The organism is Aliiglaciecola sp. LCG003 (assembly GCF_030316135.1).
Taxonomy (GTDB): domain Bacteria; phylum Pseudomonadota; class Gammaproteobacteria; order Enterobacterales; family Alteromonadaceae; genus Aliiglaciecola.
This window is the reverse complement of sequence record NZ_CP128185.1, coordinates 163728-184538: the sequence shown is the minus strand read 5'-3', so window position 1 is coordinate 184538 and position 20811 is coordinate 163728. Positions and strand designations below refer to the sequence as shown.

The window sequence follows — 20811 nt, the reverse complement described above, 5'->3', positions numbered from 1 at the left end:
ATATTCGAACTAGGTAATAGGGCGGACACAAACTGTCCGCCGACTTGACTGATAGCGTTTAGAAAGCAGCTTTCAAGTTTAGCGCTGCCGTACGAGGCGCACCTATCCATGCAGCGCCAGGAGCGATAGTGCCTAGATAGCTCTCATCGAAAAGATTATTGACAGTAAAGCGGATTTCAATGGATTCTACCGACTCACCCAAATCATCAAACAATGCGCCAACATATAAGTCGCTGACAATATAGGAATCCACCTCAGAATTGACCAACACTGTCGAATTAGCATTTTCACCAACCAGCACGGTTTCATTCTCAAATACGTTTAACGTACGTTCACCAACATACTTGGTGCTCAAGCCAGCAGTGTAGTTGTCTTTTTGCCAATCCACACTGATGACCGCCATCTGATCAGCAACACCAATCACGCTATTTCCTTTTACCGCTAGCAATCCAAAACTAGCATTGTCCACATTCTGATCATATGCCGCTTGAGGGCTAGCATAAGCAATACCGTCGTTGCCAATGGTATCTGTGTATTCAGAATCATTGTCTGTGAAAGACATGAAAAGACTAAAATTATTCGAAAATTGATAGGTTAAAGAAGCTTCAAAGCCGGTCGATTCGATACCACCAACGTTGTTGTAGCCACCAGCTGCTGATTCCAGAAAATCGATACCACTGCTGGTTTCGTTGCTTACAAAGTTAATACGGTCATCAAACTTTATCGAATAGAACGTTAAACTAGCACTCAGATCACTAGATGAGTAGCGTAATCCTAAATCGATATTGTCAGCAGTTTCAGGTTCAACAAAACGTAAGTCAGCATCGTCTCGCTCAAGCACTGAATCTTTAATTGCGGCGAAGTTTTCTGAATAACCACCAAATATTTCCAACCCCTCAATTGGCATCGGAGCAATGAATCCAGCGGTTAACAAAGTATCAGAATCAGACGATAACTTCTGGCTATTGCTGCCTACGAAGCGGTCTTGTTTTTCTACATCCACGTTGAATTTTTTGGCACCGAGACGAATCGATGCAAAGCCCAAATCCAATTCATCTTCAATATAAAACATCATAGTATCGACTGGGAACTCACGATCGTATTGAACCCAGTAAGGCTTGTGGTAGAAGCGATAGCTAGTGGCTGAGTCGATGATTTTGTGCCAGTCGCGACTCTCTTCACGATTGTAATTTTCATACCAAAAACCACCTCTGAGAGTATTAGCCATACCAGCAATTTCTGTATCCCAAATGAAATCTGCATTTACGCCTGTACGTGTTTTGCTGTAATGGGTGTGGCGGTAGGAACCAACAGGAATGGCGCCTTGTTCATAACAACCACCGTCATATTGTGGACCCGCACCGCCATAAGGGAATGCGATCGAACTTTGACAGCCATCGATCGGGCTCAATTGCACACCATTATTATCTACGAAGAAGATTTGTCCTAGAAATGCTCCACCATAAACGGTGTTGCCAGATACCAATTCAGAATGGCTATTTCCTTCACCATTGTCAGTCACGTTCACTATGTAGGGTGGTACCCAGTCACCACGGCCTTCGTTGTCGTGGTAATAGACATTGGTTTGAAATGCCACAGGGCCCACGTTAAAATCTGCTTGTAAGTAAGTGAAAAAGTTTTCACGTAAAGTCGACCAGCCTTTCCGGTAAACTTGATCTTGGTATGGGTTACCGGTCCAATCACTAGTCAAGCCATCCCAATTTGGATTTTGTTCAAACTGTGCAACGCTATAGACACGTTGATAGTTGTCTTCATGAGTATCGTCATAAGACATATAAGCGGTAAACTCTACATCAGAAATGCTTGAAATTACTTTAGCGGCGAAATGGTCGCGGGTATTTTCGGCCACCTGATCGATCCAATCACTATTTTCTTGGGTAGACATACTAAACCAAGCATAAGTGTCTTTGGCTATTTCACCGGTTTCATAACGAACAAAAAACTTTTGCGCATCAAACTCACCAAATGTTGAACTAACCACAAAGCGCTCTTCCGTGCCAGGATCTACAGTCGTAAAGTTAATGGTCCCTCCAAGCGCTTCATTCGAACGAGATGAAATGTCAGCGGTACCTTGTGATACTTCAACCAAGCCTAAATTTTCGGTATCAATATAACGGTTTGCTTTGGCCCCGCCACCATAATTGGAATTACCATTAGCAATACCGTCAACTGTTATACCAATTTGTTGCTGACCAAGATCCACCTGAAAACCTCGAATAGAAATGCTGGTAGACCAATCATCTGAGCCAAAGGTGTCACCTTCATTTACCAACACACCAGGCAAATTATCAATAGCTGCAAGTACGCTGGTCATGCTGGTCTGCTGCTTAACCATTTGCTCCGAAGTAGCATTGTTAGCATAAGAAACGCTTCTGCCCACCACGGTAATTTCTTCAATTGCGTCGGCTTCAGAATCAGGCATCTCTGGTTCTTGGGCCATTACGTTTAACGAAAGTGCTGACAGAACGGCCAGAGCTATAGGGCTTTTTCGGCCATGTTTGAAAAGTGTCATTTGTGTTCCTCTAGAGTTTTAGTGTTATTTTTCAGCAAAAGTCTAGAGAGGGTTTATGACGTAACCGTTAAGCTTAATTGAACGTTCAATTAATAAAAAAGTGAAGTTTTATGACAATCTACACCAATAGGCAGATAACTAGCGATGTTGGGGACTCAGGTTATCTATAATAAGGGTTAAATGCGTGAGCTTTCACTTTCAAGTTACTCTGACCCTGTTGATCCGACCCTGTTGATCGCTGTTGATTCTTAGTCTGGTGAAGTGAACCTGTCAGGTGCCATCTACGTAATAACAAGAAAACTGAAGTAGAGCCGATGTTAATCAATTCAATTTTATTTAATGCAGCCTGGCTTGGCTGCATACTGCTGGGCAATAACTTTAGTTATCTGGTTTTGCTTTGGGCAGCTGTGCATCTATTCTATAGCGCATCATTAAAATCAGAGCTTTTTTTGCTCAGCGCAGTCACTGTTTTGGGCGTAATTATCGACACGGTATTCATGCACCTGGGCGTTTTTCAATTTGATAATGCCGTCAACATTATTCCTTTTTGGTTGGCGATGATTTGGCTCGCCTTCGCAATGACAGTGAACGGTTACTTGAAACCCATGCAAGAGTATAAAATTTTACAGTACTTAGTAGGCGCGATATTTCCACCCCTAAGCTATTTTGCTGGAATGAAGTTTGGTGTCGTCAGTTTTGGATACTCGTCTGAGCAGACATTGCTTATATTGAGCATTACATGGGCTTGTTTGCTGCCATCACTTTTCTACATAAATCGCTTAATCCAGCACAAGTTAAGAGTGCAACAGCTCGCATGAATATGATTTTAGTGGTTTTTAATCGATATCTACTAAGGTGATTTTAATACCTATTCTACGCAAACCGTCTAGGTAATCTTTAGGAATATTACTGTCTGTGACGATTTGGCTAACACCCATAGGCTCTAGAATTTTATGTAGGCACACATGGCCGAATTTGGATGAGTCTGTCACCACGATTATTTCACTGGCGACTTTACACATTAATTGATTTAGCAACGATTCAGCTTCGAAATGAGTGGAAATCCCCTTATCCATATGGAATCCATCAACGCCAAGAAACAACTTGTCTACATGCAAGTCTTTTAACGTTGCTAATGCGCTGCTACCAAAAAATGACTGACTCTTACGTCTTAATGTGCCACCCAGTAGCATTACATCTATCTGTTCATTATGTTTCAATTCATTGACAATATTTAAGCTATTGGTCACGACAGTGACGTTTTCTTTACCTCCCAAATGCGAGGCCAGCTTTAACGTTGTAGACCCTGAGTCCAGAATAATTGAATCGCCATCATTAACCAGCTCTGCTGCAATTTTACCTATGCTGGATTTTTCTTCTGCATGTAATGCTTGTTTCCGATCAAAGGTAGTTTCAGTTTCAAACACACCGTTATCGTTAAGCATGGCACCGCCGTAAGAACGGGTAGCAATTCCTTGTTCTTCAAGAAAACTCAAATCTTTACGAATTGTGACACCAGAAACTTTAAATTGATCAACAAGCTTTACTACTTGAACGCTGCCATTTTCCTTGAGCATTCGAGCTATCTGCTCCCGTCTGTGGCTAGTGTCCCGCATATAACTTCCTATTCATTTAAGTTTCATTTGAGCAAAAAATCATTCTAATCTGAATGAAACATTTACACAATGTAACTTTCATTTCCTAGCAGTTTGCTCTTGAGATGGCTGTTACTCTATTTTTTCAGCGAGTAACTTTTCAACATGAGCGATTAAAAATGCCTCATGCCGGGGCGAAAAACCAAGGTGAACCAAGCGAATTTTGCCTGTTTCATCTAGCAAAAAACCAGTCGGTAGTGCATTCACCTGATACTCTTTCGCCCAGCGCCCTGATTGATCCCACCCAACGGCGTAGTTCAAAGGGTATTTTTCTAAAAAACTTAAAGCATCCTGCTTTACTGAGTCGGTATTAACTGCAACAATTTCAAAGCCCTGCTCAGCATATTCAGCTTGGAGCTTATTTAAAAATGGAAATGATAAGCGACAGGCGAAGCAGGATGAAGCCCAGAAATCCACATACACGACTTTGCCTCGGTAATCCTGCAAATTAATGCTAGCTTCACTGTTTAAGTCAGCCAAATCAAACACCGGTGCTGCAGTATTATTGATATCGGAGCGCAAATTTGCCGCAGCCGACATTACAGCAAAAATACAGCATATGAGTAAGCAGTAGCGCAACATTCAGACCTACTCCACAGGAGTTAATTCAATCAGTAAAAACTGTTCAAATTGGGTTGTTAGCCTGCTAACACCATTGGTCATGTCGACCGTACCCAAATCTTTACCATGGACATAATCCACAACTTTATATTGCTTAGCAGTTAGGCCACGTAATTCAACACTTCCTGCAAAGTTATCGGCATAGAATGCAAAATACAATTTACCGTCCTTGGCCACCACATGAGTTTCAGGTTTATCAAAGCCGATATCATAAAGCTCACCTAAATAGGTACCTTTGGGTAGCATTTTACGGTTGTATAAATCAAACCATAGTTGCCACACTTTTTCTTTTTCTGGGTCGAGTAAAAACTGCTTAGCGACTTCATTGTCCGATGGTAATGTGAATTTAGTCCCCAATACCGCTCCAATGCCAAATGATGAAGCAAAATCACTGGCATTGTCGCTTAGTTCAACATGATCACCATAGTAAGGCGCTGACTCGCCCATTAGGCCTTTCAAGGTTTTGCCTTTCAATCTAACCTGCCACGAGGTCAATGGATCTGAGCTAACGGCTTGGTTCATATAAGGTAAGTTGTGAAACGCGTAGGAGTCTCCACAAGGACAAATTTCGACAACCGCTTCGGGGTTGATTTCCATTGCAGTGTCGTAGATGAGCTTCCAGTATTCGGCTAGCGCCTCTACTGATGCTTCAGGAGTCGCATGGTTATGCGCTGGATTGTAGCAAGGTGGCACGCCATTTAAGTGTTGACCATCTATTTTCAAGCCATCATAGCCCCATTCACCTAATATCTTTTTAACCAGATCGACACTGTGTTGGCGCACATTTTCATCCGCTGGGCACAAATAGTAGCTGTCCCACCAAGTTATGTCGCGAGTACTGCCATCTTCATTCAATAACAACATTTCGGGGTGTTGCTTTATCATATCGGTACCCGGATCAACTGCCAGTGGCGCCCACCATAACTTGGCTTTGAGACCGGCATTGTTAATATCTTTTACGAAGGCTTTCATATCCTCGTCACCATTAGGAAATTTATCCGGGTTGAGATACCAATCACCTTCTGCGGTCTGCCAACCATCGTCCAGCACGGCCCATTCCAATCCAAGCTGTTTAGCTTTTGGCAAGGTTTGTAAAATTTCTTCAAAGCTGAAATCACGTTCATAACCCCAAGCACACCAAATAGGCTCGTAGGCAGAATCTGGAACTTCTGCCATTTTCAGGCCTTTTTTAGCCATTACCTGACGATAGGTTTTCAAAGTATGGTAGTAGTCTTTTTGATGCACAGACACAAATGTATCTAAGGTTTGCATGTCTTCGCCCGGCATTAACTTAACCGTTTTTTCAAGTTCAATATGTAACTTGGCCCCTTTAGGTGCGCTACCAACATTGGCTGGATAGCTAACTGGAAACGACACAAGTTTTGGATTGATATCAATATGGCCAATCGCTAGCCCTATATCTTTACGCCAAATATCTGCGATGGCGGTTCCGCTGCCATAATCTGACGCATTCATGCCCATGTAATTTTGTTGCTCGTAGCCTGGCGTGAGTGGCATTACCCAGTCTCTTCTATCCTCAAAAGAAGCTCCTTGATACGACCAAAAATCTACATTGTCAGCGTCGGCCACTTCATTTTTGTTGGCGAGTAACTGATAGGCGTTTTGCACCCATTTAGTCACAATCACATTCTGCTGGCCTTCATTTTTATAGGAAACTTGGATAAAAAGGCTATTTGGGAACTCTGCATAGGCTTGGATTTGCACTCGTTTTAGTAAGCCATTTGCCGCTCGTCCAGTGATGATAGTTTGTTGGCCCTCGCCTATCTCAGTTTGCACCTGTTGTTGCTGAGCATCGATAAACTCGAAGTCAGTGATAAACCCTGCACTTTTATCCGCAATATACTCGCTAGGTTGGTAGTCTCCCAGAACCTGATGTTGACCATCCATTGTCGCAACCACGCGGCTATACAACTGGCTGTTAAACTCAAGGGTTATACCCTTATGTTTAATCTCATAAACCACTTCCGATGAGGTAGTTTGGTTTTGGCATGCAGTTAAAATTATCAAACTTATCAGCAAGCTAGTTAACCGAGTGCTAAGTGTGGAAAGCATAATTATCTCCAGATACATCTTTGCTTGGAAAGAAATCCGGTTGGATTCTTTCTATGGCCGATTATTAAATTTATTTAAGGGTAAAAATACGTTGCGCGTTATGGTAATAAATCTTGCCGATCGCGGCTTTCGGCAGTGCTAAGCCTGTGACAGTGCCATCTACCTCAGGCACCGTCAATGTGGTATCAGTATTTAGGTAGCGCCAGTCCTGTAACCACTTTTGGTGGGCGGTGGTTTTAAACGTTTGCGCATCTTCATCAGGTGCATAAGTAAGGTCTGTGGCATAGACAATACGGTCCTGATATTGAATCAAAAATGCTCGTACCTTTTGTCGATTTTTTACCGATTGTGCCTGCACTTGTCCCATCCGTGCAGCTAAATCTAACGAAGCATTAGGATAGCGATCTAAAAAAACGGCCATCTCATCTACACTCCATTCTAAACTCGCAAGGTGAGCACCGATAAATTGCATGCTCTGGTGCTTGTCCAGCATGTTATTACGTGCGGCCATTTGTGCCTCATAACTAGGCATTTCCGGATGTAAATACATATGGTATTGGGGGTGTGCTGCAAAATATTGCTTATCGTTGTTAACACTCATTTGCTCAATGGGAAGCCAGCAATTATGTGGCTCGCCCTGATGCCCAATGACTGGAACTTGATGCTGGGTAAGATGGGAAAAAATAGGATCTAAGCCAGGGTTGTCAATCATCACCAGTTGTTGATTTTCATCTCGGTATGACATGCCGATATTTTTCCAAACCTTTACCGCCTTTGCACCGTTTTTAACAGCAGCGTTAAGTCGTGTTGTAACCAATGACTGCCAATTATCTTCATCCCAGCCATCCATAGAAAAGGTAGCTGCAAAATATAGGGTTTCTGGAAACTGCTTGCTCAACGATAAAGCAATATCCTGTTGTATATCGATGTCTGGGAAATCGGGATAGTCCACATTAATGCTCAGCAACGCAAAGTTGTCAGCTTGAGCTTGTTCAATAAACGCTGAATCGCCATTATTTGCGTGTACATGGGCATCGATTTTTTTGACAGTAGCAAAATCCGCCATGCTGTAGTGGGTAGCTGTATCTTGCTTAGTATCTTTAGCTGAACTACATGCAGACAAGATAAAAACCGCTAGTGATAGGCTAATCGTTGCAATTCTATTATAAGTTTGACTAATCACTGGCCCCCCTCCTTTAACGCTTTAGTTGACGGCTTTTCTTCCGGCTCTAGAGCCAAAATAAGCGCAGCCACTGCGGCGATTATAATGCCCACAATTTTGACATTATTGGGGATCACATCCAGTAGAATGATGGTCAGCACAGTAGAGATAAGCGGCGCGCCTGCATTCGTTAAGGGCGACACAACAATAGCTTTGCCATATCTGAACGCATACACCAAACACAGTGCACCTATGGCATTCAAGATTTGTACTGATGCAGTTTCAAATATTACCGGAAAACTAAAATCAATTGGCGCATTGGCGTCAGTCATCAGATAGGCAACTGGAATCAATGCTATTGCGGTAACAGTCATATAAAAGAAAATACTCTCTGCACTCATATGATTGTTGGAAAATTTCATGCAAAAAGCCTGAACACCCCATGCAGCCATAACGCCTAACGCCAACAAGAACCATAAAATGCCATAGCTGTGTTCTTCTCCTGCTGGAGAATACTCAAACAAAGGTAAGGCTAACATTGCCAGCACAATACCAATTGTGCCCAACACGCCTGTACGTTCTTTAAGAAGTCCTAAAGATAAAGCGATGGTGATCACTGGGGATAAAGACACGATCGGAAAAATCAGGTAACCGGGGCCGACACTCACTGCGTAAAACAGCAGCATCTGTCCGCCGCTGCCAAGAAAACCAATCCAGCAACCTAACCAAATAGAGCGCTTGTCGGTTTCTAACTTCCAGCCAATTAGCTTCAGTGCAATCACACAGGGGATAATCATGGTAAGTGCCCAAATGCTGTAGACCACAGTAGAAGGCATAGCGTCGTTGGCTAACACCGCAGTAAGTGCTCCCCAAAGCCCCCATGACAAAGTGGTTATAACTGCAAAAATCAACCATCTTTTTGAATGCATTTTTTATTCCTGATTTCTTCTTGTTTTTATGAAATATAACTTTATTTTCAATACCTTAATTACAATCAACCCAAAGCAAAAAGAGTCTGAGATACTATTTCTCAGACTCTTTTCGACTTAATGGTTAGAAATCGTATCTCAAGCCAGCCTTGATTGTTCTGCCATAAAGCTGAATAGAGGCTGGCAAGTCTGGGCGACCCTGAAAGCTTCTATTCGACTCATCCAAAAGGTTTTGACCTTCAAAGGAGATTTGTAAGTCGTCTGTCACATCGTACTTCACTGACAATGACATAATTTTACTTTCTTCCATTACCGTTTGATAGTCATCACCTAACGGACTAAACGCATCAACCACCAAATCACCGGTATAATCTAAAGCGAGTTGAGCACTCAATCGGTCTTTTTCATAAATCACTGAAACTGAATATGACGTGTCCGCAACTCCAGGCAATGAACCTGCATCTTCACCATTTACCACGGTACTGGTATCGGTGTAAGCGTAACTGGCGGTAAAACCAAATCCATTGTCAAAAAACTTCTGAACACCTAGCTCCAAACCAACCACTTCGGCAGAGTCACCATTAATAGGTTGGGTGACCAAAAAGCTTTCACCGGCAATTTCTACTCTTGTTGTGTTGGAAGTGATAAAGCCATCAAGTTCTTTCCAGAACACAGCGGCACTTAGCAAACCACCTTCTTCAAAGTACCATTCTAAGGCGACATCAGCCTGATCCGAAAAGACCGGTTCAATATTCGGATTACCACTTATATCCATGGTAAATAAACCAGATTGGGCGTTGTCCGTAGTCAAAGGGGCAAGCTGATCAAGAGTTGGCCTAGAAAGCGATTGGGCGGCCGCTGCTCTGAATAACAGCTCGTCAGTCAAACGAACACCGACGTTAATTGCTGGTAATAATTTGCTATAGCTACCTTCTGCTGTTTGCGCAGCACTGTCGGAATACTCAACATCCCAAGAAGGATTAGGTGAATCAGGGTTCACAATTTGAATCGATTCAATACTGTTGTATGAATACATTGCGGTTACATCAGTTTTAACCCAACGCAAACCAGCATTAGCAAACCAGTTATCACCTTCGAAGTTGGCCTGCAAATATAGCGCAGTGGTATCTTCTTCAATGTCATATGAGTTAACCGGATTATAAATTGGCTCCCATAAAGCTGATTCATTGGGGCCAAAGGTGCGTTCATTGCCAAGATAATCGGTCAATGTCATGCCATCAGAAGCAGCAAGGCCTGCGGCATAATCTGGGATGCTAAAAATAGGAAAAGAACGCGGGATATTAGCACTTTCACCATCAAACAAATTGTCATAAGGGAAAGCTCGGACAACATCAGCGCCGACATCACCAAATGTAAAGGGGTATCCACAATAATTACAGGCCCCTAACTCGTAGTTGTCATAGGCAGTATTGGTTTTATTACGACTGGTGTAAGCCGTACCAAATTCCAGTGAGGTAAAAACCTCATAAGCAAAAGTCAGTTCACCATCTAAAGTGAAACCTGTCACCGTATCTTTAATATCACTGCCATCTCTGGCTGCCCAATGGGGTGAAAAGTCATTATTTCCGAAATCATTAGAAGAGCGGCCTTCAGTCCAAGTAGGGATATAGTCAGGCAATCCACCATTATTGAGTTCGTAGTGTCCGGAATGGGCACCGGGAGCACCCGCTACTACGAAAGTGTTCTTCCCCCCTGAGTCCCGCTCAGATTGAGAACGATACACGTCGGCTTCAATGGTTAATTCGTCAGTTAATTGATACTTGGCGTTTAGTCCAAATAAAGACGTATCCACAGTCCGATGCTCATCCAAAGTAACTACTTCCATGGATACATCTGAAACGTCCATAGCCGTTACGACGTTACCGTCCAGCACTATGTTAGATAAGCGGTTTTGCGCTTCGCTTTCATCTACCATATAGAAGGACTGGGTATAACCGGTAGAATCGGCTCTCAATTTAGTCAACATCACGTCTGCGGTAACCTGAAAGGTATTCGAAGGACGCCATTGCAAACTGGAAGTCACACCAGTACGTTTAAAATCAGTAGCATAAGAACCCAATGCATAGGACCCAGGAATAACTAGGTTTTCTTCACCAGGGCCAATATTTCCGTCTCCATTGACGTCATAAGCCATTTCATCTTGAACGCCAAATACGAAGTTATCAATCATATCATCAGCACGCTCTGTGCCTAACGCATGGGTTATACCAAGAATAAAACCGAACTCTTCATTATCGGATGTTGTGCTGAAAATCCCATTGATTTTCTTACCAATTTCTTCAGACAAATCATTGTAATCAGCTGTCGCTGAAACCACACCATGCTGACCTGGATTATCTAGGGCTTTGGCAGATTTTAGGTTTACGGCACCACCAATACTACCTTCAATCCCTTTGGCTTCTACGGTTTTCCAGACGTCTGCACCATTGATCATTTCAGAAGGGATAACATCAAAAGCAAAATTTCGCCCGCCGTCATCGGTTGCAAGAATTCGGTTATTCAGAGTAACAATACTGAACTCTGGTCCTAGCCCGCGAATATTTACATATTGGGCTTCACCACCACGAGTACGGCTAACTGTTATGCCTGATATGTGTGAAAGTGAATCAGCAACATTGTCATCAGGAAATCGGCCGAGCTCTTCCGCTGCGATTGAATCTACCAAGGATTTGGCATTTTGTTTGATCGATAGTGATTTCTCTAAACTGCCCCGAACCGCAGTCACTACAATTACTTCAGTATCTTCTTCGCTTTGCTGAGCACTAACAGTGGGAGCTGCTAACGCAAGCATGACAGCACAAGCCAGTGCTGATTTACCAAAAATGTTGCCTTTATGTGTTTCCATTAGTTTCACCTTGTCACTTTGAAATATGTGAGATCGACGTTTTTTGATTTTTGTTTTAGTAGGGCAGCTAATGCCACCACGTCTGCAGTAATACTGGCGACCAACGAAACATTTGTCAACACATAATGAAAGAAAATGAAGCAATTAAGATCTAAACCTTTGCTTTCCCGCTATATAATTCGTTCAAAACGGCATGCAAAGAAACACCAATAGAGTAAAAACAACCAACAAACGAAATATAATGCAACTTTACTGTTTACATAATTATATTTCTAACCCATAATTTCCTCCAATATAGAGTGAATCATACTATCTAGGAGGTAAAATGAAAGTATTACTAGACATGGTAGATCAACAAAAGAAAGGCTATGCCGTTGGAATCTACTCAGTCTGCACCTCTAATGCGTTGGTGATAGAAGCAGCAATGCAACACGTTTTATTACATAATGAAACTTTATTGTTAGAAGCGACATCGAATCAAGTTAATCAGGACGGCGGCTACACTGGAATGACTCCTAAAACGTTTCGTCAAATGGTCTTGACCATGGCTGAACGAGTTGGATTACCTCAAGAGCGTGTTATTTTAGGTGGAGATCATTTAGGTCCAAACTGCTGGCAGCATTTAACGGCTGAGCAAGCAATGGCGAAATCAGACGTTCTGATTGAACAATACGTCAGTGCAGGATTTCGAAAAATTCATTTGGATTGCTCAATGTCATGCTGCGACGACCCGGTGCCATTGGGTGATGAAACCGTTGCTAACCGTGCCGCTCGATTATGTCAGGTAGCTGAAAATGCCTGGAAAGCAAGTGGAGGTGAAGCACCTGTTTACGTTATTGGCACTGAAGTACCTGTACCCGGAGGGACTCAGGATGACTCAGAAGAGTTAGAGCTGACATCGGTAGAAGATGCAAAGACCACAATAGAAATTCATCAGAAAACTTTTTCTGAAGCGGGGCTTTCTCATGTTTGGTCAAGAATAATAGGCTTGGTCGTGCAACCTGGCGTAGAGTTTGGATTGCATAAGATTGACGCATTCGTACCAGAAAAAGCCCACGACTTAAGCGCTATGATTAATAAACACCCGAACATGGTATTTGAAGCCCATTCGACCGATTATCAGAGCCAGCAGCACTTGGCCGATTTGGTGAAGGCACATTTTGGCATACTGAAAGTTGGCCCTTGGTTAACCTTCGCGTTCAGAGAAGCGTGTTTTGCGTTGGAATGTATTGAACAAGAATGGATTGACAGTACCATTTGTAGCCAGTTAAGAAATACCCTTTTGCAAGCCATGCAGGACAACAGCAGTTACTGGAAGAAGTACTATTCTGAGGATAGCCGTTTACAATTGCTGGATTGCAAGTACAGTTTGAGTGACAGAATTCGCTATTACTGGCCAGATAAAAATGTCGAAGACGCATTGGCGAAACTAATAGAAAATTTGCAACAAAACCCGCCTCCGCTAACTCTCATTAGCCAGTATATGCCGGAACAGTATCACGCTCTACAAGCGGGTGAGATAGCCCTTTCGGTTAATGCACTTATTTTTCACAAAATATCTCTTGTACTTAAGCAGTACTCAGCAGCCTGTTACCCGCAGCCGGCTAATTGATCAAGGAATGCAGCAAATTATGAATTACCTTAACTTTTCCGCCGAAAAACTAGTGCAAATGGACGGTTACTGGACAGCCAAAGAAATTTCACAACAACCTGAATGTTGGTTAGCAACATTAAAGCTGCTTGAACAACAGCAACAGCAGATCGAAGCATTTTTGCAACCTCTGTTAAGCAAACCCGATATCCGCATTATTTTTACCGGTGCTGGTACATCTGCATTCATTGGTCAATGTGTCGCACCTATTGCCATGCATGAACTTGGAAAGCGTATAGAAGCCATTCCCACTACTGATTTGGTGTCTAATCCATCGGAATATTTCCAAGCGAATGTTCCCACCCTGTTAGTATCCTTTGCACGTTCAGGAAACAGCCCCGAGAGTGTGGCGGCTATGGACTATGGCGATCAATTGGTTGATGAGTGTTACCAGCTTGCCATCACTTGTAATGGACAAGGTGAATTAGCCAAGCGCTGTAACGGTGAAAATAAACTCGCCATTCTTATGCCAGAACATACCAATGATCGCAGCTTTGCCATGACCTCTAGTTTCAGTTCAATGCTGCTCAGCGCGATCTATCTATTTTGCCCTACACAGAATTTTCAAGCCGGCTTGAGTGAAGCCGTTGTCGCTACGACGAAATTATTGGAAAACCAAATCGGACCTTTATCTACATTAGCGGAAAAGAAATTCAATCGCGTGGTGTATTTAGGCAGTGGTACTTTTAAAGGCTTAGCACAGGAAAGTGCATTAAAATTACTGGAGCTAACCGATGGCAAGATAATGGCGACCTTTGACTCACCATTAGGTTTTCGCCATGGTCCTAAGGCTATGATTAATTCAGAGACCTTGATAATAGTCTATATTTCCAACAATCCTTTGACCCGACAATATGATTTGGATTTAGTGAATGAAATACAATCGGATAACGAAGCAGGACATGTACTTACCTTGCGAGCAGATTCAATCCCGATGATCCCGCAACAAAATGAAATAGTGTTGGATAACATGGCGAACCAACAAGATCGTTTCTTATTGTTTCCTTTTATTGCTTGCGCGCAACTATTTGGCTTCTTTAGCGCACTGAGTTTAAATAATAAACCTGACAACCCAAGTGCCTCAGGTACGGTAAACCGAGTTGTTAAAGGTGTAAATATTCACGCGCTGTAAACGGCGATTGTTCATCAGGAGGTAACCATGTTTATAGGTGTTGATGGTGGTGGAACAAAAACCGCATTCATACTGATTGATTTAGACGGCCATGTTTTGGCACAGCACCAAGAGTCGACTTGTTATCATGTTCAGGTTGGACTTGATGGCGCTAAAACTGTGCTACACAACGGAGTGCTAGCGCTACTTAACAAAGCAGGCAAAGACATTGCTGATGTAGACTATGCTTTTTTTGGACTGCCAGCCTTTGGTGAAGATAGCGAGCTTGATCCTGAATTATCAAAGCTACCAAGTGAGATAATTCCCATACAAAAATATCAGTGTGACAATGACATGGTTAATGGCTGGGCAGCAGCTTTTGGAGCTAAAGACGGTATCAATATGATTGCTGGAACCGGCTCGATCGCTTATGGCATGCACAATGGTAAAAGCGCCAGATGTGGTGGCTGGGGAGAGCTTTTCAGTGATGAAGGATCCGCCTATTGGATTGGCTGCAAAGGGCTGATGCTGTTCTCTCGTATGAGTGATGGACGAGACCTAAGAGGTCCGCTTTATTATAACCTCAAGCGAACTTTCGGTATTACAAACGACTTGGATATGTCCGCATTAGTGTTAACTAAATGGCAAGGTGAAAGAGGCAAGGTCGCGCAAATTTCAACTCTGGTCTATGAGGCTGCGTTGGAAGGTGATGAATTAGCTAAAAGAATTTTTGCCGAGGCTGGCAAAGAGCTTGCGGAAATTGTCGAAGGCACTCGTAAATCATTGGAATACCAAGCAGATGAAATTGTTAATGTTGGGTTTTCTGGTGGCGTATTTAGTTCTGGCGACATCATTTCCTCCCCTTTTATTGAAGCGTTAGAGCTGTTTCCTAGCAATTATGTGGTGCAAAAACCTCTTTTCTCGCCCGATGTAGGCGCAGCACTTTATGCCGCCAAATTGGCTGGAAGTCCCTTGTCTGATATAGCCTTAAGCCGTTTGAAAAGACAATAAAAGCAACGAGATTGTATCGGCTAGTAGGTGTAATATTGCTGCATAAAATGGTAATCAGTCAGATAAAAACTGGGTAGACCAATATACGTAAGGCTACCCTGTTTCCCCTCTGGATTAACACTAGCTAATAGCTTTATTGATTAGGTTAACTTCAATAGATTTTTCATCACTTTGCCCGCACCATTACGGGGTAAAGAATCGGCAAAAACAATATGTTTGGGCAGTTTGTAGCGAGCTAAATGCTGCCCCAAAAAGTCAGTAAACCCTTGTTTATCTTTCATTTGGTGATTTTCCTTAATGACCAAAAATAAGCAACCAACTTCTCCCCAATGTTGATCCGGTACACCGATTACTGCGCATTCTTGAATCGCTTCATGTTTTAGCGCTATCGATTCAATTTCTGTCGGATAGACATTTTCACCACCGGAGATAAACATGTCTTTTTTACGATCAACGATTCGGAAGTAACCATCTGAGTCTTCAATCGCAATATCACCGGTTCTAAACCAGCCGTCTGTAGTCATTGTGGCGGCAAATTCACTTTCTCGTCGCCAATAGCCGATAGCAATATTATTGCCTTTAATTTGTACTTCTCCTGGGGAGCCTTTTGCAATTGGATTGTCATTATCATCCACTAAACGGGTTTTGATTCGATGCGTAGGGAACCCCACACAACCTGCTTTTTTATCAATCAAATCAATATCTACAGGCATACCAAATACTGTACCCGCCTCGCTCATGCCATAGCCATCCACAATAGGAATATTATCGTTAAGCCAACTCCGTATTTGCACCTCTGGATGAGGCGCGCCACCGGTAAATATTGCAGTGAGATGTTGAAGCTTATCCGCTGAAAATGAAGCTTCTTGACGCAATGCATTAGCCATTTGTGGGACGCAAAAATAATGGCTAATAGCTAATGCTTTGTCCATTAATCGAGCCAATGTACGCTGGGGAATAAAGCCATCAGAAATGACTATTTTTGCACCAAAATATAAGGCTGGGCGAATTGAGCTTATAAGGCCAATGATATGAAACATCGGTGATTCACACAAAAAGCTACTGCGGCTATCAACTTGGCCTAGTAACGCAAAATTAATCGCGGTTTCTGCCAAATTTCCCTCACTTAACATCACGCCTTTAGGTTTACCTGTAGTACCAGAAGTATATAGAATCAAAGAAGGCAGTTGTTGATCTATGGTAGCAATGTGCTGTGGAGCTAGCCCGTCAGCTTCAGCTAATAGTTGGCTAATATCCTGGTACTCAAACTGATGCTTTTCACCTAGCTCGTCGGCATACAGCAGACTAGGTTCGCAGTCGAATAAGATATTTTGCAACTCTTCTTTGGTCAAACGCCAATTAAGCGGCACAAAGATTGCCCCTAAACGGGCGCAAGCTAAATGGAGGGCTATGATTTCCGCTCTGTTTTTTGCCAAACAGGCAACCCGCTCACTTTTACTTACGCCTTGATGTTTAAGGGCAGCCGTCACTTTAGCCACACATAAGTCGAACTCAGCATAAGTCCATTGCCGATTTGAGCTGAGATCAGTAACGGCTAAACTATTAGGTCTCAAGTGAGCGTGAAGAGATAAAAAATCCATAGTTTAGCTAAGCCCCACTTATACTGACTTTGATTTATCGTAGGCACTTAAGCCAGGCTTATAGGTTTTGTCATCGATAAACTGTTTGATCCCTTCCTTGCGCCCATCATTGTCATAGCTGTTGGCGGCTTCCTGAGCGCGTACTAGATAATCTTCGGCATTGTCGTAGGTCATCTCTTTAACACGGCGTACTGCATCTTTAGTCGCTTTTAGGGCAACGGGGTTTTTCTCCAGTAACACCTTAGCAACCTCGGTCACCCGCGCTTTTAATTCAGTTTCAGGTAACGCTTCATTAATTAAGCCCCACTCTACCGCCGTTTTACCATCAATATTTTCCCCCATCATGGCATGATACATTGCTTTACGCAGCGGCATTAGGTCGGCAACCACTTTGGCAGCTCCGCCACCCGGTAGGATCCCCCAATTGATTTCACTTAAACCAAATTGCGCTTCTTCAGCAGCAAAGGCCAAATCACAAGCGAACAGTGGGCCATAGCCGCCACCAAAACACCAACCATTTACCATAGCAACAGTTGGTTTTTGAAACCAACGCAATCGACGCCACCAGCCATAAGCCTCACGCTGCGCCTGGCGAGTACCGCCCAGACCAAGAGCTTCCATTTCACGAAAATACTCTTTTAAATCCATTCCAGCAGACCATGCTGTGCCTTCACCGGTAAGCACTAATACGCCCACATCTTCCCGATACTCTAGATCATCCAATACACGCATCATTTGACGGTTGAGTTTTGGACTCATGCAGTTACGTTTTTCTGGACGATTAAAGTTCACCCAGGCAATGTTATTTTCGACCTTGACAGCTACAGTGTCTTCTTCGCGCTCTATACTCATATTTGCACTCTCTTAACGTTTATTAATTAAATAGGGAAATGGCCAGCTTCGGTTTCCATGGTTATCCAGCGCAACTCGGTAAATTGATCTATACCGGCTTTGCCACCAAATCGTCCGTAACCGGATGCGCCCACCCCACCAAAAGGCATTTGTGCTTCGTCATGCACTGTTGAGCCGTTAACGTGACAGATACCTGATTTTACTTTACGTGCTACTTTTAAACCCCGCGCAGTGTCTTTAGTAAATACTGCTGCACTGAGACCATATTCACTATCATTGGCAATACCCAGCGCATCGGCTTCATTTTGTGCACGAATAATTGCGACAATAGGACCAAAGCTTTCTTCTCGATATATTTTCATGTCAGCGGTGACGTTATCCAGCACAGTGGCTGGCATAAGTACTGAATCCCCTTTCCCTCCAGCAATCAGACGAGCACCTTTGCTCAAAGCATCTTCAATTAGGCTGTTTACTTTGGTAACAGTTTTTTGATCAACTACAGCCCCTAAAGGGGTGTTACCTTCACGGGGATCGCCGGTTGTCATTGTCTTCACTTTGGCTGCAAATTTACTAGCAAATGCATCGGCCACGGATAGGTCAACAATCAGGCGCTCTGTGGACATACAAATTTGGCCCTGATTCATAAAGGCGCCAAAGGCAGCGGCTTTCACTGCCTCATCAAGATCAGCATCATCAAGAACTAACATAGGTGCTTTACCACCGAGTTCGAGTAATACCGGTTTAAGATGTTCTGCCGCCCGTTTTGCGATAATGCGCCCAACGTCGGTTGAGCCAGTGAAGTTAATGCGCTTGACTAGAGGATGGTCGATCAAGGCACCCACAACTTCGCCCGCATCAGCAGGGGCATTGGTCACTATATTTACCGTGCCTTCAGGAAACCCAGCTTCTATGCAGGCTTCGATTATCAAACTATGGGTTCGGGGACATAATTCAGACGCTTTTAATATGACTGAATTGCCACAGGCTAAGGCAGTGGAGATTGCACGAACACCTAAAATAATAGGGGCATTCCATGGAGCGATGCCAAGAATAACTCCAACAGGCTCTCTTAGGGCCATCGCTAAACAACCCGGCTTATCGGAGGGGATTGTCTCGCCGCCAATTTGGGTGGTCAGGGAGGCAGCCTCACGTAACATCGACGCAGCTAGCCCTAAATTAAACATGGCCCAATTTGCCGTTGCACCAACTTCATTCATCATTGCATCGACAAATTCAGCATGACGGGCCTCTAGAGCAATCGCAGCTTTATTCAGCACGGTCCGTCGAGCGTTAGGCCCGAAGGTTGACCATACTGCGAAACCTGCTTGGGCCTGTTGCGCAATTGCCTCCATATCGCCGGCTTTCATAGCGGTTGAAGTACTGGCAAGCTCACCAGTGAGTGGATTTTTACGTTCGAAATTCATTACGCTCCCCCATAACAACATATCATGAAATAATTCATGTACCCAAAGGTGAAAACCCAAGTGCCGTGCCAGCAATTACAAGCTCTAAAGCAGCGTCGCCGAGGCCGACACCATTTAGCTCCATTACAAATAGCCGATAGCAGCCAGAACATTAATTATCAATTGTGAGAGAGATGTTAACGAAAGGTTTAGCCTGCCTGAATAGCAGAAAGTGACTAAATACTTGATATTAAGTGACAGTGATGATTTTTTTGCATATTACTGGCTTATTTTACTGTTTTTAGCCCGATATTGAGATGGACTTTCCCCCATCCAATTAAGAAAAGCCCGTGTAAAAACGGCCGGTTCAGAGAAACCAACATTTTCAGAAATTTGGCTTATGGGCAGACTGTATTTAGTTAAAAGGGACACTGCCTTATCACGTCTCACGACATCTTTTAATTGTTGATATGAGGTACCCTCTGCTTGCAGTCTTCTCATCAAGGTGCGTTTTGTCATATGCATCATTTCTGCCGCTTTTTCTATTGACGGTACGCCACCTTTAAGGTTTTTTCTTACTAATCTTTTTATTTCACTTGTGAGACTGTAGTCAGCCTCATAGCGTTGAAAGATCTCTTGCGGGCAACGCTGCATGAACAATTTTAATGAAGCATCATTTTGTTGCACAATGCGTTGCAAATATTTTGCTGGAAAGGCAAAGCCAAGTTGATTGCTCTCAAAAATGTGTATGCCTGGGAAGAGGTATGAATACTCTGAAATATGTGCAGGCGGAGAATAGTTAAAATGAGTTTCGATTAAAGGCAAGCTATCAGCGATAAGCCAGGAAGCATAGCGATGTATCGCCAATAATAGGATTTCCGCAAACATGTGCTGGGGATCCAACTTAGGTTCCTTTAGTTCAAAACGTAAAACAGCGATGTCATTGTCGGCCGTTAAACTCACTTTGAACGCTTGGGTAACCATACTATAAAATCTGCATCCTAGTTCTAGGGCTTTTCTCAAAGTGGGTTGATTAACAGTTAAACGTCCCATCATAAAATATGAACCAGCAGGCACAGGAAACGCCGCAAGTCGCATACTTTCGTCTTGCAACTCTTGCCAGATAAAATTTTGCATAGCGGTTAACTTTTCTGTAGGTACCCTATATTCGGGTTTATCCATCAGCTCTGCACTAAGATCGAGCTTATTAAATATAGCCTCAATATCAAGCCCATTTTTGATAGCTTCGTGATAAAGCTGACTGATATAGTGGTTAGCCGCAGTCCCAACTTCATAATTATCTGACATTTGATTCACTCCAGCGGAAATATGGCTATTTTTAA

15 protein-coding genes are annotated in these 20811 nt (G+C 43.2%); 4 read left to right on the top strand and 11 right to left on the bottom strand.

What is annotated here, in order from left to right:
* Nucleotides 1–58: 58 nt before the first annotated feature.
* Complete coding sequence (locus tag QR722_RS00795; protein WP_502872450.1) at nt 59–2533, bottom strand: TonB-dependent receptor domain-containing protein; 2475 nt, start codon at nt 2531–2533, stop codon at nt 59–61.
* 314 nt (nt 2534–2847) lie between these two features.
* Here QR722_RS00795 and QR722_RS00790 point away from each other — a divergent pair, with 314 nt between their 5' ends.
* Nucleotides 2848–3351 carry a DUF2878 domain-containing protein gene (locus tag QR722_RS00790; protein WP_286284859.1) on the top strand — a complete coding sequence of 168 codons (504 nt, stop codon included), beginning with the start codon at nt 2848–2850 and terminating at the stop codon, nt 3349–3351.
* An 18-nt stretch (nt 3352–3369) separates the two neighbouring features.
* Here QR722_RS00790 and agaR read toward each other — a convergent pair whose 3' ends face one another.
* From agaR to QR722_RS00760, 6 genes are all read right to left on the bottom strand, one after another.
* A complete protein-coding gene (gene agaR / locus QR722_RS00785; RefSeq protein ID WP_286284858.1) occupies nt 3370–4149 on the bottom strand; it encodes a transcriptional repressor AgaR in 780 nt (259 codons plus the stop codon).
* 111 nt (nt 4150–4260) lie between these two features.
* On the bottom strand, nt 4261–4770 hold the full coding sequence (locus QR722_RS00780) for a TlpA family protein disulfide reductase (RefSeq protein WP_286284857.1): 510 nt from the start codon (nt 4768–4770) through the stop codon (nt 4261–4263).
* A gap of 6 nt (nt 4771–4776) precedes the next feature.
* The gene (locus tag QR722_RS00775; RefSeq protein WP_286284856.1) at nt 4777–6882 is read right to left on the bottom strand and encodes a glycoside hydrolase family 36 protein; all 2106 of its coding nucleotides are present in this window, start codon (nt 6880–6882) and stop codon (nt 4777–4779) included.
* Nucleotides 6883–6952: 70 nt separating this feature from the next.
* Nucleotides 6953–8065: an amidohydrolase family protein gene (locus QR722_RS00770; protein ID WP_286284855.1), complete on the bottom strand. Its 1113-nt coding sequence runs from the start codon at nt 8063–8065 to the stop codon at nt 6953–6955.
* A complete protein-coding gene (locus QR722_RS00765; protein ID WP_286284854.1) occupies nt 8062–8973 on the bottom strand; it encodes a DMT family transporter in 912 nt (303 codons plus the stop codon). Before QR722_RS00765 ends, QR722_RS00770 begins: the two co-directional genes overlap by 4 nt.
* A 124-nt stretch (nt 8974–9097) precedes the next feature.
* The gene (locus tag QR722_RS00760) at nt 9098–11839 is read right to left on the bottom strand and encodes a TonB-dependent receptor (protein WP_286284853.1); all 2742 of its coding nucleotides are present in this window, start codon (nt 11837–11839) and stop codon (nt 9098–9100) included.
* 325 nt (nt 11840–12164) lie between these two features.
* Between QR722_RS00760 and QR722_RS00755 the strand changes: the two genes are divergently transcribed.
* Genes QR722_RS00755 through QR722_RS00745 form a run of 3 tightly spaced genes read left to right on the top strand, consistent with a single transcriptional unit; the run spans nt 12165 to nt 15612 of the window.
* The gene (locus tag QR722_RS00755) at nt 12165–13451 is read left to right on the top strand and encodes a D-tagatose-bisphosphate aldolase, class II, non-catalytic subunit (protein ID WP_286284852.1); all 1287 of its coding nucleotides are present in this window, start codon (nt 12165–12167) and stop codon (nt 13449–13451) included.
* A gap of 19 nt (nt 13452–13470) precedes the next feature.
* Nucleotides 13471–14622 carry an SIS domain-containing protein gene (locus tag QR722_RS00750; RefSeq protein ID WP_286284851.1) on the top strand — a complete coding sequence of 384 codons (1152 nt, stop codon included), beginning with the start codon at nt 13471–13473 and terminating at the stop codon, nt 14620–14622.
* Nucleotides 14623–14649: 27 nt separating this feature from the next.
* Nucleotides 14650–15612 carry an N-acetylglucosamine kinase gene (locus tag QR722_RS00745; protein ID WP_286284850.1) on the top strand — a complete coding sequence of 321 codons (963 nt, stop codon included), beginning with the start codon at nt 14650–14652 and terminating at the stop codon, nt 15610–15612.
* A gap of 140 nt (nt 15613–15752) precedes the next feature.
* Here the strand turns inward: QR722_RS00745 and QR722_RS00740 are convergent, their stop codons facing one another.
* From QR722_RS00740 to QR722_RS00725, 4 genes are all read right to left on the bottom strand, one after another.
* Entirely contained in the window at nt 15753–17213 is a 1461-nt protein-coding gene (locus tag QR722_RS00740; RefSeq protein WP_286284849.1) for an AMP-binding protein, read from the bottom strand.
* An 18-nt stretch (nt 17214–17231) separates the two neighbouring features.
* Complete coding sequence (locus QR722_RS00735; RefSeq protein ID WP_286284848.1) at nt 17232–18065, bottom strand: p-hydroxycinnamoyl CoA hydratase/lyase; 834 nt, start codon at nt 18063–18065, stop codon at nt 17232–17234.
* Between the two features lie 26 nt (nt 18066–18091).
* Complete coding sequence (locus QR722_RS00730; protein WP_286284847.1) at nt 18092–19489, bottom strand: aldehyde dehydrogenase; 1398 nt, start codon at nt 19487–19489, stop codon at nt 18092–18094.
* 258 nt (nt 19490–19747) lie between these two features.
* Nucleotides 19748–20776, bottom strand: coding sequence for an AraC family transcriptional regulator (locus QR722_RS00725; protein ID WP_286284846.1), 1029 nt, complete (start codon nt 20774–20776; stop codon nt 19748–19750).
* Nucleotides 20777–20811: the final 35 nt, after the last annotated feature.